The organism is Streptomyces sp. NPDC001070, assembly GCF_053598835.1.
In genome coordinates, this window is record NZ_JBSFLB010000009.1 from 183,717 (window position 1) to 196,623 (window position 12,907).

At 72.8% G+C, this 12,907-nt stretch carries 13 protein-coding genes; 2 read left to right on the top strand and 11 right to left on the bottom strand.

The genetic code is table 11. The features are described 5' to 3' along the window. Positions 1 to 31: 31 nt before the first annotated feature. The 11 genes from ACWDAS_RS13870 to ACWDAS_RS13920 all read right to left on the bottom strand — a co-directional run bounded on the left by ACWDAS_RS13870 (position 32) and on the right by ACWDAS_RS13920 (position 10,991). Positions 32 to 1,381, bottom strand: coding sequence for a sulfate adenylyltransferase subunit 1 (locus tag ACWDAS_RS13870; RefSeq protein ID WP_450389525.1), 1,350 nt, complete (start codon positions 1,379 to 1,381; stop codon positions 32 to 34). A 2-nt stretch (positions 1,382 to 1,383) separates the two neighbouring features. Beyond that, positions 1,384 to 2,319 (bottom strand): sulfate adenylyltransferase subunit CysD, encoded by a 936-nt coding sequence (gene cysD / locus ACWDAS_RS13875; protein WP_450389527.1) that lies wholly within the window; start codon positions 2,317 to 2,319, stop codon positions 1,384 to 1,386. 145 nt (positions 2,320 to 2,464) lie between these two features. After that, on the bottom strand, positions 2,465 to 3,043 hold the full coding sequence (gene cysC, locus ACWDAS_RS13880) for an adenylyl-sulfate kinase (RefSeq protein WP_450389529.1): 579 nt from the start codon (positions 3,041 to 3,043) through the stop codon (positions 2,465 to 2,467). Next, positions 3,043 to 3,750, bottom strand: a complete 708-nt coding sequence (locus ACWDAS_RS13885; protein WP_450389531.1) for a phosphoadenylyl-sulfate reductase — start codon at positions 3,748 to 3,750, stop codon at positions 3,043 to 3,045. Before ACWDAS_RS13885 ends, cysC begins: the two co-directional genes overlap by 1 nt. Further along, entirely contained in the window at positions 3,747 to 3,926 is a 180-nt protein-coding gene (locus ACWDAS_RS13890; RefSeq protein WP_450389532.1) for a hypothetical protein, read from the bottom strand. Before ACWDAS_RS13890 ends, ACWDAS_RS13885 begins: the two co-directional genes overlap by 4 nt. Continuing rightward, positions 3,923 to 5,617, bottom strand: coding sequence for a nitrite/sulfite reductase (locus ACWDAS_RS13895; protein ID WP_450389534.1), 1,695 nt, complete (start codon positions 5,615 to 5,617; stop codon positions 3,923 to 3,925). The genes ACWDAS_RS13890 and ACWDAS_RS13895 overlap by 4 nt, the downstream gene beginning before the upstream one ends. 170 nt (positions 5,618 to 5,787) lie before the next feature. Continuing rightward, positions 5,788 to 5,871 (bottom strand): putative leader peptide, encoded by an 84-nt coding sequence (locus ACWDAS_RS13900; RefSeq protein ID WP_450389609.1) that lies wholly within the window; start codon positions 5,869 to 5,871, stop codon positions 5,788 to 5,790. Positions 5,872 to 5,964: 93 nt separating this feature from the next. Next, positions 5,965 to 7,002, bottom strand: coding sequence for a carbohydrate kinase family protein (locus ACWDAS_RS13905; protein ID WP_450389536.1), 1,038 nt, complete (start codon positions 7,000 to 7,002; stop codon positions 5,965 to 5,967). 26 nt (positions 7,003 to 7,028) lie between these two features. After that, on the bottom strand, positions 7,029 to 7,607 hold the full coding sequence (locus ACWDAS_RS13910; protein WP_450389538.1) for a GNAT family N-acetyltransferase: 579 nt from the start codon (positions 7,605 to 7,607) through the stop codon (positions 7,029 to 7,031). An 85-nt stretch (positions 7,608 to 7,692) separates the two neighbouring features. Beyond that, complete coding sequence (locus ACWDAS_RS13915) at positions 7,693 to 8,985, bottom strand: GAF domain-containing protein (RefSeq protein WP_450389539.1); 1,293 nt, start codon at positions 8,983 to 8,985, stop codon at positions 7,693 to 7,695. A 356-nt stretch (positions 8,986 to 9,341) separates the two neighbouring features. Continuing rightward, positions 9,342 to 10,991, bottom strand: coding sequence for an acyl-CoA dehydrogenase family protein (locus tag ACWDAS_RS13920; RefSeq protein WP_450389541.1), 1,650 nt, complete (start codon positions 10,989 to 10,991; stop codon positions 9,342 to 9,344). 18 nt (positions 10,992 to 11,009) lie between these two features. On the opposite strand from ACWDAS_RS13920, the gene ACWDAS_RS13925 reads away from it, so the two are divergent. Together ACWDAS_RS13925 and ACWDAS_RS13930 are read left to right on the top strand one after the other, a co-directional pair. After that, a complete protein-coding gene (locus ACWDAS_RS13925) occupies positions 11,010 to 12,167 on the top strand; it encodes a YihY/virulence factor BrkB family protein (RefSeq protein WP_450389543.1) in 1,158 nt (385 codons plus the stop codon). Positions 12,168 to 12,209: 42 nt separating this feature from the next. After that, positions 12,210 to 12,890, top strand: a complete 681-nt coding sequence (locus ACWDAS_RS13930; protein WP_450389545.1) for a helix-turn-helix domain-containing protein — start codon at positions 12,210 to 12,212, stop codon at positions 12,888 to 12,890. Positions 12,891 to 12,907 lie beyond the last annotated feature (17 nt).

Here is a 12,907-nt window from a genome sequence, read left to right on the forward strand (position 1 = left end):
GCGAATCCGGCGAAGGCGTCGTCGAACGCCATCAGAAGTCCCACCCCTCGTCGTCACCGGCCGCGTCGCCCGCGGCCGTGGCGTTGCGGGCGGCGAAGGCCTCACCCGCCATGCCGGCGGTCAGCGTGGTGCCGTCCGCCGGGTCGATCAGCAGGAAGGAGCCGGTGAGCCGGGAGTCCGCGTACGCGTCCAGCGGCAGCGGCTCCGAGGTGCGCAGCACCACCGTGCCGATGTCGTTGACGCCGAACTCGCCCGGCTCGTCCTCGTGCTCGAGGCCCCGTGTCAGGTCGATCCGGTACGGGAGCCGCTTGACGATCGCCTTGACCGTGCGCGTGCTGTGCTTCAGCAGGACGCGCGCGCCGACCCTGAGCGGCCGTTCGTGCAGGTGGCACACGGTCGCCTCGACGTCCTGGGTGGTCTCCGGGGCGGCGGCGGCCGGCGCGATCAGGTCGCCGCGGGAGATGTCCAGGTCGTCGCTGAGCAGCAGCGTCACCGACTGCGGTGCCCACGCCACGTCGACCGCCGTGCCCAGCGCGTCGATGCCGGTGATGGTGCTGGTCAGCCCGGACGGCAGCACCGTCACGCGGTCGCCGACGCGCAGCACGCCCGAGGCGATCTGTCCCGCGTAGCCGCGGTAGTCCGGGTGCTCGGCGGTCTGCGGGCGGATGACGTACTGCACCGGGAAGCGCGCCGGGTGGCTGCTGGGGTCGGTGCCGACCGGGACGGTCTCCAGGTGCTCCAGGATCGTCGGGCCGCCGTACCAGTCCATGTTCGCCGACGGGGTCACGACGTTGTCACCGGCCAGGGCCGAGATCGGGATCGTGGTGATCTCCGGGACGCCGATCGACGCGGCGTACGCGGTGAACTCCTCGGCGATGGCGGCGAAGACGGGCTCCGACCAGTCGACCAGGTCCATCTTGTTGACCGCGAGCACGACGTGCGGGACCCGCAGCAGGGCGGCGACCGCCGCGTGCCGGCGGGTCTGCTCCACGACGCCGTTGCGGGCGTCCACCAGGATCACGGTCAGCTCGGCGGTCGAGGCGCCGGTGACCATGTTCCGCGTGTACTGCACGTGCCCCGGCGTGTCCGCCAGGATGAACCGGCGCCGCGGCGTGGCGAAGTAGCGGTAGGCCACGTCGATGGTGATGCCCTGCTCGCGCTCGGCGCGCAGGCCGTCGGTGAGCAGCGCCAGGTCCGGTGCGTCCTGGCCGCGGCGGGCGGAGGCGAGTTCGACGGCCTCCAGCTGGTCGGCGAGCACGGACTTGGAGTCGTGCAGCAGCCGGCCGACCAGCGTGGACTTGCCGTCGTCGACGGAGCCCGCGGTGGCGAAGCGCAGCAGGGAGGTGGCCGAGAGCTGCTCGGCGGTGGTGCCGGTGGTCATGGCTAGAAGTACCCCTCGCGCTTGCGGTCTTCCATCGCGGCCTCGGAGAGCTTGTCGTCGGCCCGGGTGGCGCCCCGCTCGGTGAGCCGGGAGGCGGCGATCTCGGCGATGACGGCCTCGATGGTGGCCGCGTCGGAGTCCACCGCGCCGGTGCAGGACATGTCGCCCACGGTGCGGTAGCGGATCAGCCGGCTCTCGACGGTCTCGCCGTCCTTGGGGCCGCCCCAGTCGCCCGCGGTCAGCCACATGCCGGCTCGCCGGAACACCTCGCGCTCGTGGGCGTAGTAGATCTCCGGCAGCTCGATGCCCTCGCGGGCGATGTACTGCCACACGTCCAGTTCGGTCCAGTTGGACAGCGGGAACACCCGGACGTGCTCGCCGGGGGCGTGCCGGCCGTTGTACAGCTGCCACAGCTCGGGGCGCTGGCGACGCGGGTCCCACTGCGAGAACTCGTCGCGCAGCGAGAACACCCGCTCCTTGGCACGGGCCTTCTCCTCGTCCCGGCGGCCGCCGCCGAAGACCGCGTCGAAGCGCTCGTGCTGGATGGCATCGGTCAGCGGGACCGTCTGCAGCGGGTTGCGGGTGCCGTCGGGGCGCTCGCGCAGCCGGCCGTCGTCGATGTAGTCCTGCACCGAGGCGACGTGCAGCCGCAGGGAGTGCTTCGCCACGGTCCGGTCGCGGTACTCCAGCACCTCGGGGAAGTTGTGGCCCGTGTCGACGTGCAGCAGTGAGAAGGGGATCGCCGCGGGGGCGAAGGCCTTCAGCGCCAGGTGCAGCATGACGATGGAGTCCTTGCCGCCGGAGAAGAGGATCACCGGCCGCTCGAACTCGCCCGCCACCTCGCGGAAGATGTGCACCGCCTCGGACTCCAGCGTGTCCAGGTGCGACAGCGCGTAGGGGTTCCCGGTGCTCTCGTCGACTGCGACCACCGTGGTCACGCTGCGCCTCCTTCATTCTCCCCCAGAGCTCGCGCCTGGGTGGTGCCCCCATGTCCGCCCGCGCGGCGAACGCGCTGCCGGCCGGTCGGGTGCGGCCCGGTGGCCGCGCGTGCTCCCCCGGCTGTCGCCGGGAGGTGCCCCCAGCTCACACGAGTCCCCTCTCGACAAGCAGCGCCGTCAGCAGCGCCGCTGAGTCCTCGACGGTGTGGTCCTGGGTCTCGATCCGCAGATCGGGGGTCTCCGGTGCCTCGTACGGGTCGTCGACACCGGTGAGCCCTGATATCTCGCCCGCGGCCTGCTTGGCGTACAGGCCCTTGACGTCGCGCGTGGAGCAGACCTCCACCGGGGTGGCGACGTGCACCTCCAGGTAGGCCGTGCCCTGAGCGTCATGGCGCTTGCGGACGGCCTCGCGGCTGTCGGCGTACGGCGCGATGACCGGGACCAGGACCTTGACCCCGTGGGAGGCGAGGAGTTCGGCGACGAAGCCGATGCGCTGCACGTTGGTGTGCCGGTCCTCGCGGCTGAAACCGAGGCCCGCGGAGAGGAACTCGCGGATCTCGTCGCCGTCCAGGACCTCCACGCGGTGGCCGTCGCCGCGCAGCCGCTCCGCCAGCGCGTGGGCGATAGTGGTCTTGCCCGCGCTCGGCAGACCCGTGAGCCATACCGTGGCCCCTGTGCCGCTCACGCTCATCCGCCGCTCCCGAGAAGTCTGTTCCGTCGTCATCAGCCGTGCAGCCCGCACTCGGTCTTGGCCCGTCCCGCCCAGCGGCCGGCCCGGGCGTCCTCGCCCTCCAGCACCCGGCGGGTGCAGGGGGCGCAGCCGACCGAGGCGTAGCCGTCCATGAGCAGGGGGTTGGTCAGCACGCCGTGTTCGGCGATGTACGCCACCACGTCCTCCTGCGACCAGCGCGCGATCGGGGAGACCTTGACCTTGCCGCGCCGGGCGTCCCAGCCGACGACCGGCGTGTCCGCCCGGGTCGGGGACTCGTCGCGGCGCAGGCCGGTCGCCCATGCGTCGTAGCCGGTCAGGCCCTCCTCCAGCGGCCTGACCTTGCGCAGCGCGCAGCACAGGTCGGGGTCGCGGTCGTGCAGCTTCGGTCCGTGCTCGGCGTCCTGCTCGGCGACGGTCTGACGCGGCGACAGTGTGATGACCTCGACGTCCATGACGGCGGCGACGGCGTCGCGGGTGCCGATCGTCTCCGGGAAGTGGTAGCCGGTGTCGAGGAAGACCACGTCGACCCCGGGAGCGACACGGGAGGCCAGGTGCGCCACGACCGCGTCCTCCATCGAGGAGGTGACGCAGAAGCGGGGCCCGAAGGTGCCGGCGGCCCAGCGCAGGACGTCCAGGGCCGGGGCGTCCTCCAGGTCGCGGCCCGCCTGCTCGGCCAGCGCCTGCAGTTCGTCCGCGGTGTGCCGTTGCGCGGTGGTCACGAAGGGCCTCCATCACGGGGTTCGGCCTGCAGCCCCCGGGCCAGCAGGCCCAGGAACTTCAGCTGGAATGCGCGGTTGCAGGAGCGGCACTCCCAGGCGCCATGGCCCTGTTCGGCGGGGTGCAGATCCTCGTCCCCGCAGTAGGGGCAGTAGAACGGCGCGGCGCGCTCACTCACGACAGCGCCTCCTCGCTCGCCCGGGCCGCCCACTGCGCGAAGCGCTCGCCGTCCTGACGCTCCGCCTGGAAGCGCTTCAGGACACGCTCGACGTAGTCGGGCAGTTCGTCCGAGGTGACCTTCAGTCCGCGGACCTTGCGGCCGAAGCCGGCCTCCAGGCCCAGGGCGCCGCCGAGGTGGACCTGGTAGCCCTCGACCTGGTTGCCGTCGCCGTCCAGGACCAGCTGGCCCTTGAGGCCGATGTCGGCGACCTGGATACGGGCGCAGGCGTTCGGGCAGCCGTTGATGTTGATGGTGACCGGCTCGTCGAACTCCGGCAGCCGGCGCTCGAGTTCGTCGATCAGCGCGGCACCGCGCGCCTTGGTCTCGACGATGGCCAGCTTGCAGAACTCGATGCCGGTGCAGGCCATCGTGCCGCGCCGGAAGGGGGAGGGCCTCACCTGGAGGTCCAGCGCCTCCAGGCCCGCGACGAGCGAGTCGACCCGGTCCTGCTCGACGTCCAGCATGATCATCTTCTGCTCGACGGTGGTCCGCAGCCGGCCGGAGCCGTGCGCCTCCGCCAGTTCCGCGATCTTGCTGAGCGTGGTGCCGTCCACCCGGCCGACGCGCGGCGCGAAGCCGACGTAGTAGCGGCCGTCCTTCTGGCGGTGCACGCCCACGTGGTCCCGCCACTGCTGGACCGGCTGGTCGGGGGCGGGGCCGTCGGCCAGCTTGCGCCCCAGGTACTCGTCCTCCAGCACCTGGCGGAACTTCTCCGCGCCCCAGTCGGCGACCAGGAACTTCAGCCGGGCGCGGGTGCGCAGCCGGCGGTAGCCGTAGTCGCGGAAGATCGAGATGACACCCTCGAAGACGTCCGGGACCTCCTCCAGCGGCACCCACGCGCCCAGCCGGACACCGATCCTGGGGTTGGTGGACAGGCCGCCGCCGACCCACACGTCGAAGCCCGGGCCGTGCTCGGGGTGGCGGACGCCAACGAAGGCGACGTCGTTGATCTCGTGGGCCACGTCCAGCAGCGGCGAGCCGGAGATCGCCGACTTGAACTTGCGGGGGAGGTTGGAGAATTCCTTGTTGCCCACGATCCGGCGGTGGGCCTCGTCCACGGCCCAGGTGCCGTCGATGATCTCGTCCTCGGCGATCCCGGCGACGGGCGAGCCCAGGATGACGCGCGGGGTGTCGCCGCAGGCCTCGGTGGTGGACAGGCCGACGGCCTCCAGGCGCTGCCAGATCTCGGCGACGTCCTCGATGCGGATCCAGTGCAGCTGGATGTTCTGCCGGTCGGTGATGTCGGCGGTGCCGCGGGCGAACTCCTGGGAGACCTCGCCGATGACGCGCAGCTGCTCGGTGGTCAGGCGGCCGCCGTCGATGCGGACCCGCAGCATGAAGAACTTGTCGTCCAGCTCCTCCGGCTCCAGGATCGCGGTCTTGCCGCCGTCGATCCCGGGCTTGCGCTGCGTGTACAGGCCCCACCAGCGCATGCGTCCGCGCAGGTCCGCGCCGTCGATGGCGTCGAAGCCGCGGTACCGGTAGATCGTCTCAATGCGCGTCCGCACGTTGAGACCGTCGTCGTCCCGCTTGAACTGTTCGTTGGCGTTGAGCGGCGTCATGTGGCCGACCGCCCACTGGCCCTCGCCGCGGTGGCGGCTCACCTTGCGGCGCGCGGCGGCGATCGGCTGGTCAGGGGTGGAAGCCATGGCGATGCAGTCCTTCTGGCAGGCTGGAACAGGGTTGGTCGTAGCCCGAGGAGCCCCCTTGGCCTGCGGATACGCCGAACCGCCGCGAGCAGCGGGAAGCGTCGGCGCGTCATCGCGCCCGCGAGGCCGGGGACGGCCGGGTCAGTGCTGGGTGAGGCGGCGGCGGGTGCTCAGCACGCCCGACAGATGGCGCTGGACATGCGTCCGAGATCGACGTGCAGCCGACCTATCAAGGCGATTCCAGTGCGAGACATGTCGAAAGCGTGTCACGGGGATCTCCGGGCAGTCCACCGCTATCCATTATGTGGACCTGATCATCTCGCATGCCGGGACGTTTGTGGTGGCCGTCACCTGACAGGGCTCGGCGGGCGGAGGAAATCGGCCGCGATGGCCCGAAATCCGCCGTGCCCGCGGGTCCCCACATGACGCAGTTTGTGACCCGCCAGCGCCGAACCCAGCCGCACCCCCGCGCCGATCAGGGCGCGGTCCGCGACCAGCGCCGCCAGCAGACCCGCCGCGAAGACGTCGCCCGCCCCGGTGGCGTCCTCCACCTGGCTGTCCGGAAGCGGACGGTGGGCGTAGCGCTCCACGGTTCCGGGCCGGTGCACCTCCACCCGGTCCGGGTACTTCACCACGGCCGCCCCGTCCCGGTGCGGCCGCAACCGGCCGAGGTCCGCGAACTCCCGGCCGTTGAGCAGCAGGTAGTCGCTCATCGCCGCCATGGCCAGCACATCGGGCGTCGGCTCCGCCGACCAGGCGTGGCCCGGGTCGAAGCTGATCAGCGTCCGGGGCGAACGCCGCCGCACCTCCACGAGCAGCCGGTGCAGCGCCGCCCCGCCGTCCGGGTCCAGGAAGGAGGTCACATGGACCACCCGGGCCGACGCCAAGTACCCGGCGATCTCCTCGAAACGCTCCCGCACATGACCGGCGATGCCGGTGTTCGCCCCCGTGTGCGTCAGCAGCGTGCGCTCCCCGCCGTCGTATACGGACAGGCAGATCCCGCACAGCCGGTCCGGGTCGGCCGCCACCATCCGCCGGTCGATGCCGAGCCCGTCGAGGACGGCGACGGGGCCGGTGGCCCCCAGCGGGCTGCGGCCCGCGACGCTCACGTACCCGAGCCGCAATCCGCGGCCCAGCCGGGCCAGCGCGTGCAGGGTGTTGAAGGCCGAGCCGCCCGGCTCCGGGGTGAGAGGCACCCCCTCGGCCCGCAGCCACTCCAGGCCCGCGCGGACGGCGGGTTCGTCCACGATGCGCTCGCCGCCGCTCACCGGCGGCGGGCGCAGCCGCATGTGCTCGCCGAGCCGGGCGAGCACGGGGCTTCCGTTCAGGGCGGACGCCCCCGTGATGAGGTCCAGGTTGAGCGCCCCGACCCCGACGACATCCATGCCCGCCCCTCTCCGCCCGCCGGTCCCTACCGGGCTCCGGGCCAGGGCCCGGTGACGGGCCTCTCCTCCTCTTCCCCCGTCTCGGTGCGGAAGATGCGGAAGCCGCGCTTCTCGTAGTTCCCCAGCGCGTGCGGCCCGTCCAGGCTGCAGGTGTGCACCCAGACCCGCTTCGTCGGCGTCCGGTCCGGCCAGCGCTCCGCCAGGTCCCAGGCCCGGGCGATGCCGACGGACAGCAGGTGGCCGCCGATCCGCCGCCCCCGGAAGGCGGGCAGCAGCCCGAAGTACGCGATCTCGACCTGGCCGTCGTCCTGCGGGTCCAGCTCGATGTAGCCGGCGGGCGTGTTGCGGTCGTAGGCCACCCAGGTCTCGACCCCCGGGCGGTCGAGGAAGGCCCGCCACTGTTCGTACGTCCACGGCAGGCGGTCCGTCCAGGCGCAGTCCGCGCCCACCGAGGTGTAGAGGAAGCGGCTGAACTCCGGGGACGGCACCTCGGCCCGCATGATGCGGATGCCCGAGGTCGCGGGATCCGGCTCCAGCGAGGGCCGCAGATCGGCGTGGGACGTCTGCTCCAGGGACCACGTGGTCACCGTGACGGTAGTGCTCATGCGCCACATTCTGCGGCCTCGCGGGCGCGTGCGGTCCACGGCTCGCTGCCGTGGCTGATCGAGGCAGCGGATCCCGGGGCCCGGGTCAGTCCCCGAAGCGCGCGCTGCGCACCGCCGGTGCCGCGGAGTGCGGCAGCAGGTCGGCGGGGTGGGCGGGACGCAGCAGTTCGACCTCGACGCCGTCGGCGAAGCGGTAGGGGCGGTGGTCGAGCACCCCGGCCAGGGTGCGGCGCAGCCGGGACATCTCCGCCCGCACGGTCACCGTGCGGGAGGGGTCGCCGAACAGGTCGCCGGCCAGTTCGGCGGCACTGCGCCCGTCGCGGTGCAGGGCCAGGACGAAGAGGAGTTCGGCGTGGCGCGGGCTGAGCTCCTGCGACCAGCCGCCCGCCGCACCCGAGACGCTCACCGTCCACGAGCGGGGGCGGCTGAGGTCCAGCACCACGTGCCCGGGTGCCGGGCGCTCCTCCTCCGGCGCGGCGACCCGCACCAGCCAGCCGCCGGGCAGCGGTTCGAGGGTGCACGTCCCGAGCGCGGGCACCCACGTCCGCCCGGCGCTCGGCGCGGTGGGCAGGGTGATGCGGTCCACCGGCGGCATCCCGGTGACGGCGGCCGTCCAGCCGTTGGGGTCCACGACCGCCGCCCGGCCCGGCAGCCGGGCGAGCAGCGGGGCCGCCACCGAGCGCAGCCGGTCGACCGCCGCCCAGTGCCGGCTGCGCAGCTCGCCCTCGGCGACCTTGGTCACCGCGGTCACCAGCGACAGCATCGCGGGGTGCATCCCGGCCGCGGGCCCGCTGACGTCGACCGCGCCCAGCAGCCGCCCGTCGCGCGGGTCGTGCAGCGGGGCCGCGGCGCAGGTCCACTGGTGGTGCACCCGTACGAAGTGCTCGGAGGAGTGCACCTGCACCGGCCGTCCGGCCACCAGGGCGGTGCCGATCGCGTTGGTGCCGACGGTCTCCTCCGACCACGAGGCGCCCTCGGCGAAGCCGAGCCGGTCCGCGCTCCTGCGGACGGCGAGGCTTCCGTCCCGCCACAGCACGCGGCCCTCGGGGTCGGTGACCACCATGATGTGCCGGGCCTCGTCGGCCACCGACACCAGGCCGTCGCGCAGCGCGGGCAGCACGTCGCCCAGCGGCGTGCGGCGCCTGCGCACCTCGATCTCGTCGGCGGTGAGCATGCCCGTGGGGCTGCCGTTGTCCGGGTCGACGCCGCGGTCGAGGGCACGCCGCCAGGAGTCCTGGATGATGGGTCTGGGCACCGTGCCCCCCGATCCGCCGCCCAGTGCGGCTTCCCGCATGTCGGCCAGCAGCCGTGCGGAACGGCGCGGTTCCTGGACGGACTGGACCGACAACGACCGAGCGTCGATCGGATCCTGGCTCATGGTGCTCCCCGCGTCCGTGTGCGCAGCGCGTTCTGCGCTCCGGCAGTGGCCGCGGCGGTTCTCCGCGGCCACACCATGTGCATATGGTGCCGCCGGTCCGGTCCGTCCGGTGGGATATCCGGCCAATACCTTGCAACTGTCTGCAACGGTTGCGAATATGCGCGCATTCGACGGACAGTGACGGCGCATCACGCTACTCGTACGGAACCCTGAATCCGTACGACGGTGAAGCGAGACCGGGGGTGGTGCCGAGTCGGCGCGGCACCACCCTCTGTGCGGCGCGGCGGCGGAACGTTTCCCCGGGGTCCCGGTCCTTCCGTGGGGACCAGGGGGAGGCCCGCCGCCGCAACCGCCCTTCACGCCGCCGGGCGCGCCCGCTCCACGATCGCCTTCACATCCAGGCCGCGCGGCAGCGTCCCGAAGGTCGCCCCCCAGTCGCCGCCGAGCCGCGAGGCGCAGAACGCGTCCGAGACCTCAACCGGGGCGAAACGCACCAAAAGGGCGCCCTGCAGCACCAGCGCCATCCGCTCCACCACCCGGCGGCCCCGCGCCTCGATGTCCTCCAGATCGGCGAGTTCCGTCAGCAACGACCTGATCGCGGCGTCCAGCCGGTGGTCCGCGCCGCGCGCCAGGCCGATCTCGCCCAGGAAGGCGTTCAGCGCCGGCGGCTCCCTCTGCAGCACCCGCAGCACGTCCAGCGCCTGCACATTGCCCGATCCCTCCCACACCGAGTTCAGCGGCGACTCCCGGAACAGCCGCGGCAGCCCCGAATCCTCGACGTAGCCGTTGCCGCCCAGGCACTCCAGTGCCTCGGCCACCAGCGTCGGGCAGCGCTTGGTGATCCAGTACTTGGACACCGCCACCGCCAGCCGCCGGAAGTGCCGCTCCTGCTCGCTGTCCGCGTCGTACGCGGCCGCCAGCCGCAGCACCGTCGCGGTGGCCGCCTCCGACTCCAGCGCGAGGTCCGCCAGCACATTGCGCATCAGCGGCTTGTCGATCAGCAGCCCGCCGAACGCGCTGCGGTGCCCGGCGTGGTGCACCGCCTGCGCCACCGCCTGCCGCATCAGCGCCGCGGAACCGGTCGCGCAGTCCAGCCGGGTGGCCGCCACCATCTCGATGATGGTCGCCACCCCGCGCCCCTCCTCTCCGACCCGGCGCGCCCATGTCCCGTCGAACTCCACCTCCGCCGAGGCATTGGAGCGATTGCCGAGTTTGTCCTTGAGCCGCTGGAGCAGGAACACGTTGCGCGAGCCGTCCGGCAGCACCCGCGGCAGCAGGAAGCAGGTCAGGCCCCCCTTTCCCGCGGAGGGGGACGCCTGCGCCAACACGAGGAAGGCGTCCGACATCGGCGCCGAGCAGAACCACTTGTGGCCGGTGAGCAGATATGTGCCTTCCTCCGCCAGCGGCTCCGCGCGCGTGGTGTTGGCCCGTACGTCCGAGCCGCCCTGCTTCTCGGTCATCCCCATGCCGAACAGCGCCCCGGGTTTTTGCCCCGGCGGCAGCAACCGGGGGTTGTAGACGCGCGACCCGAGCCGCGGCTCCCACTCCGCCGCCAGCGCCGGGTCGGTCCGCAGGGCCGGCACCGCCGCGTGCGTCATCGACACCGGGCAGCCGTTCCCCGCCTCGGCCTGCGACCACACCAGGAAGCCCGCCGCGCGCCGCAGGTGACCAGCAGGGCGCGACCACGCGTCGGTCAGGCCAGAGGAGACCGCCCGCCCCAGCAGCCGGTGCCAGGCCGGATGGAACTCGACCTCGTCGATCCGGTTGCCGTACCGGTCGTGGGTGCGCAGCACGGGGGGATGGGAGTTCGCGGCCTCCGCCCACCCCTGTGCCTGCGCCGAACCGGCCACCCGGCCGATGTCGCCGAGCTCCCGGTCGACCTCCTCGCGGAGTCCGGGCGCCACGTGCCGTGCCACTCCCTCCACCAGGGCGGCGTCGGCGGCGTACACGTCATACCCGACCAGGGGCGGAGCCTGATTGGTCACGGTGTGTGTGGGGGGACTCATGCCAGTTACGGTAGGCGCGTGCAGGCAGCAGACGAAACACCCGAGCGGCCCAGGCGAGGCCGTCTCCACCGGGCGCGGGCCCTCTACAGGAACGTATCCAAGCGCAAGGTGGGCTGGCTGCTGCTCAAGGACACGGTCGACTCCTGCATGGAGTACCGGGTCACCGGACTCGCAGCCGAGGCCGCCTTCTTCGTGCTGCTGTCGCTGCCGCCGCTGCTGCTCAGTCTCGTCGGCGCCATCGGCTACGTCGACGAGGTCATCGGCACCGACACGATCGACAACATCCGCCGCAACATCCTCACGGCCGCCGCGACCGTCCTGTCCGACAAGGGCGTCGACCAGCTGATGCGGCCCCTGGTCGACGACGTCTTCGGCGGCGGGCGGCCCGATGTGATCTCCATCGGCTTCGTCATCGCCCTGTGGTCCGGATCGCGCGCCCTCAACGTCTTCGTGGACACGATCACGATCATGTACGGGCTGGAGGGCAGGCGCGGCATCATCAAGACGCGGCTGCTGGCCCTGCTGCTCTACATCGTCGCCCTGGTCATCGGCGCGGTCGTCATGCCGCTGATGGTCGTCGGCCCGGACGCGGTGGTGTCGTTCCTGCCGTGGAGCGAGGCGGTGATCCGGATACTGTACTGGCCTGTCGTCCTCGTGCTCTCGATCGCGTTCCTCACCACGCTCTACCACGTCTCCGTGCCGGTGCGGTCGCCCTGGTACGAGGACATGCCGGGGGCGGCCGTCGCCCTGCTGATGTGGGTCCTGGGCAGTTTCGTCCTGCGCATCTACCTCACCCACACCGTCGAGGGACCCACCATCTACGGATCGCTGGCCGCGCCCGTCGCCGTGCTGCTGTGGATCTTCGTGTCCGCCTTCGCGGTGCTCGTGGGCGCGGCCGTCAACGCCGCCATCGACCGGGTGTGGCCGTCGATCGAGACCGCGGCCGCGCGTGAGGAGAACGCCCGGGCCAGGGAACGCGCCGCCGCCGACCTCGTCGCCGAGGCCGCCGCCCGCCGTGCCGCCTTCGAGTCCGCCCCCGACGACGAGGTCGGCCCGGAGGACCCGCCCGCCGAGTTCCCCGAGCGCTGGGCGGGCTTCCTGCCGCCGGAGGACGTACGGTCGCGGCTGCGGGGCCGGCGCCCCTCGGGCAAGGGCGGCGGCAAACCCCGAGGGTGACGGCCCCTGCGCGGTGTCGGTGACCGGTGCCATGCTGGAGCCGTGTACAGGGAGCGGCCCTCGACGGTCCCCGGCGCCGTGCTGTGGACGAAGACGGCGGGTGCCGGGGCCGCACGCGTGCTGCCGGACGGCTGCATCGACCTGATCTGGGGCGAGGACACCGGGCTCTTCGCGGCCGGCCCCGACACCGCGGCGCACCTCTCCACCAGCCCGCCCGGCACCCGCTTCGCGGGTCTGCGCTTCGCCCCCGGCGTGGGCCCCGCCGTGTTCGGCCTGCCCGCGCACGAACTGCGGGACCAGCGGGTGCCGCTCGACGCGCTGTGGTCAGGTGCCGAGGTATGCCGCCTCACCGAGTGCGTCGCGACGGCCGCCGACCCCGGCGCGGCTCTGGAGTCCCTGGTACGGGCCCGCGAGGCCCCGCGCGCGGTGACCCCGCGGGCCCCGGAGATCGCCGCGGGGCTCGCGGCCGGGGCCGGCGTCGGCACCGTCGCCGAGGCCGTCGGGCTCAGCGAGCGCCAGCTCCACCGCCGCTGCCTGGACGCCTTCGGCTACGGCCCCAAGACCCTGGCCCGCATCCTGCGCCTGCAGCGCGCGCTGCGGCTGGCCCACCGCGGCCACGCCTTCGCCGACGTCGCCGCCCGTGCCGGCTTCGCCGACCAGGCCCACCTGGCCCGCGACGTCCGTGCCCTGGCCGGGGTCCCGCTCGGTGAGCTCCTCGGGTAGAGGCCGTGGGGGCCCGC